The organism is Streptomyces sp. NPDC048411 (assembly GCF_040704695.1).
Classification (GTDB): Bacteria; Actinomycetota; Actinomycetes; order Streptomycetales; family Streptomycetaceae; genus Streptomyces.
The window spans coordinates 1-2,662 of record NZ_JBEZKL010000285.1 but is presented as its reverse complement, the minus strand read 5'-3'; the positions used below and the strand labels follow the sequence as shown (position 1 = coordinate 2,662).

Sequence of the window (2,662 nt, the reverse complement as noted above, 5' to 3'; positions counted from 1 at the left end):
CAAGCGGGACACCAAGGCCGCGAAGCGGTTCATGGCCAAGCTGATGAAGAAGCAGTGCCGGGTACCGAGGGTGCTGGTCACCGACAAGCTCCGCTCCTATGGCGTCGCCCACCGGGAGCTGATGCCCTCGGTGGAACACCGTGCTCACAAAGGGCTGAACAACCGGGCCGAGAACTCCCACCAACCCACGAGACAGCGGGAACGGGCCATGAAGGGCTTCCGCAGCGCCGGCGCCGCCCAGCGGTTCCTGTCCGCGTTCAGCAGCATTTCACCCCACTTCCGTCCCCGGCGACATCTCCGCACCGCCGCCGAGCACCGCCTCGAGATGACCATCCGCTTCACCGTCTGGGACCACATCACCGAGAACATCTGCCGGCCGGCCGCGGCCTGAACGGGCACCGGAACCACACCCCAGCACGCTTCGAAGCTCTACCGACCAGTCATCCGCCGTCAACGTGACAACGCCCCGCGCCCACCTCGTCCAGGTCCCGGCCCGGATCGCTCGATCCGCACGACGCATCACCCTGCACCTGCCGCGCAACTGGCCCTGGCAGCACGCCTGGACGCACCTCTTCGACACCGTCCACGACCCACCCGCACCGGCCTGACCGCTCCTGACCATCCCGCCCGCCAGGGCCCGACCGGAACCGAACTCGTGGAAAAGCTGGGCAGACCAGCGGCTACCACCCGGCCGGGCCCAGACGGCCGACCCGAGACTGGCTCAACAGCCCATCAGAAGATCACTTTCAATCCGCGTCGGTGGATCGAGGCTTAGGGCCTGTCTCGAAGTCGGGTGTGAGCTTGTGACAAGATCGCGGGATGCTGCGACTCACCGATTTCATTATCGACTGCCCGGACACGATGAAGCTGGCGGCTTTCTACTCCGAGGTGACGGGCCGTCCGATCAAGGAAGGCAGCTCCGAGGACTGGGCTGGCATCCAGTTCGGCGAGATCGAGCTGGCATTCATCCGGGTGGACGACTACCGCGCTCCGCAGTGGCCCGACAGCGAGCACCCCAAGCAGTTCCACCTCGACTTCGAAGTGGACGAGATCGAGTCCGAGCAGCGCCGCGTCCTCGACCTCGGCGCGACGCTAAGGCAGGACTTCATCGGCCCCAACGGCTACGGCTGGCAGGTCTACACCGACCCGATCGGCCACCCCTTCTGCCTGTGCCGCAACAAGGGCGTCATCTGGACCGACCAGGGCCCGATCTGGCCCAAGCGCGACTAATTAGCCGCCCACTTCCTCACCCACCACTCTCCCCAGCTCCCATCCCGTCCGCCGTCGACCCACACGCATGTGGAGCGGGCGTGGTCCATGGCGTCCAGGTGGAGCGCGCCACTGTACGAACGACCTGGACGCCATGGGCCGCGTCTGCTCGGCTTCGCCTGGGTCGACGGTGGACGGGATGGGAGCTCCCCGCGCACGCCCCTACGGACCCGCACCCGCGTACGGCGCCCCCTCCATCCCGGTGCCGGCCGATCCCCCGCCGGAGGCATGTTCTTGATCGGGCCGCGATATGCGGTGATCGACTCATGGCCACCGGCCCTATCCATGTGGGCGCGCGTCGGCGCAGCGTGCGCGGAGCGGGCCGAAGGCAGGAGCGCAGCGCGCAGCGGAGCCGGGAAGCGCGCCCGGCGAAGCGGAGCGCAGCCGGGTGCCTTGATGAGGTAGAGAAACCTGTAACAGGCCCCTTGCGGGCTCGGGTATCCGGTCCCGGCAGGTCCCGCCACCGCGCCCGGATATCGTGCACCAGCGCGATAATCAGGAGGAGAGATGGCCGACCGATCCGATGTCGAGGCGCTGCAGCGCATCTTGCACGACGCTTGGGGAGCGGACGAGCACGTTGACTGGGCAGCGGCTGAGGCCCAACTGGGTACGCCATTGCCCGATGACTATCGGCACTTCATGGCTGTTTACGGTGGTGGATGCATCGATGACCTGACCGTACTTCCGCCCCTACCAACCGGAAACGGCTGGCAAGCATCAATCCTCGGTCATACGGCGGGGCTGCGCGAATTGTGGTCGACGGACGACGGCATACCTGGAATTCAGCTGGGCGCGGACCGAGTCCTCCCCTGGGGCAGTGGGTGCAACGCGAACGAACTGGGCTGGTTGATGACTGGCCCGGATCCGGACCACTGGCCGGTCGTCGTCTGGCGTCGACATGGAACCCCCCACTGGGCAATGTTCGACTGCGGAATGGCCGCGTTTCTGCGGCGGCTCATGACCGCTGAGTTCGACGAATGCCCCCTCAGCGACCTCTCGTTGTGGGGAGAAGTGGGGACCTTCGTCCATCACGAGGAGCAGGAACGCCGGTTTCACGCGGGCCTAGATCCCATGACCGGCGAACCAAGCTCCTTCAGCTTCGACTGACGGGTGCTCGACGCTCCACTCTAAGCCTCGATCCACCGAGGTGGTGCCTGTGGGTAACTTTTGGGAAAACGAAGAAGTGCCTTGTGACCTGCGATGATGGGAGTTCTTCAGGATTCCAGCACGCACGATCAGCAAGGCACTTCCGAGATGCAAGTTTCCCATACTCCGGCAGCGGTCTCCGCTGCGTTCGACAGGGGCATTGCTTGATTGGGATTGGTCCGGTTCGCCGGTCTCGTGAGTGACCTGGCCTCATGTCCGTTGTGTGGCAGGGGACCCCGGAGAGCAG

General features: G+C 65.7%; 4 protein-coding genes. All 4 read left to right on the top strand.

All coding sequences use genetic code 11. The annotated features are described in order from the left end of the window. Positions 1-391, top strand: a 391-nt coding sequence (locus AB0915_RS38975) for a DDE-type integrase/transposase/recombinase (RefSeq protein ID WP_366696114.1), incomplete at its 5' end; no start/stop codon positions are given. Between the two features lie 64 nt (positions 392-455). Further along, positions 456-608, top strand: coding sequence for a hypothetical protein (locus AB0915_RS38970; RefSeq protein WP_366696116.1), 153 nt, complete (start codon positions 456-458; stop codon positions 606-608). A 211-nt stretch (positions 609-819) separates the two neighbouring features. Further along, on the top strand, positions 820-1,230 hold the full coding sequence (locus AB0915_RS38965) for a VOC family protein (RefSeq protein ID WP_266457694.1): 411 nt from the start codon (positions 820-822) through the stop codon (positions 1,228-1,230). A 546-nt stretch (positions 1,231-1,776) separates the two neighbouring features. Beyond that, entirely contained in the window at positions 1,777-2,376 is a 600-nt protein-coding gene (locus tag AB0915_RS38960) for an SMI1/KNR4 family protein (RefSeq protein WP_366696111.1), read from the top strand. The last annotated feature ends 286 nt before the right edge of the window (positions 2,377-2,662 follow it).

Bases quoted from the DNA above. Each gene is read 5' to 3' on its own strand.
- AB0915_RS38965 (WP_266457694.1), top strand. From the start codon at position 820: ATGCTGCGACTCACCGATTTCATTATCGACTGCCCGGACACGATGAAG.
- AB0915_RS38960 (WP_366696111.1), top strand. From the start codon at position 1,777: ATGGCCGACCGATCCGATGTCGAGGCGCTGCAGCGCATCTTGCACGAC.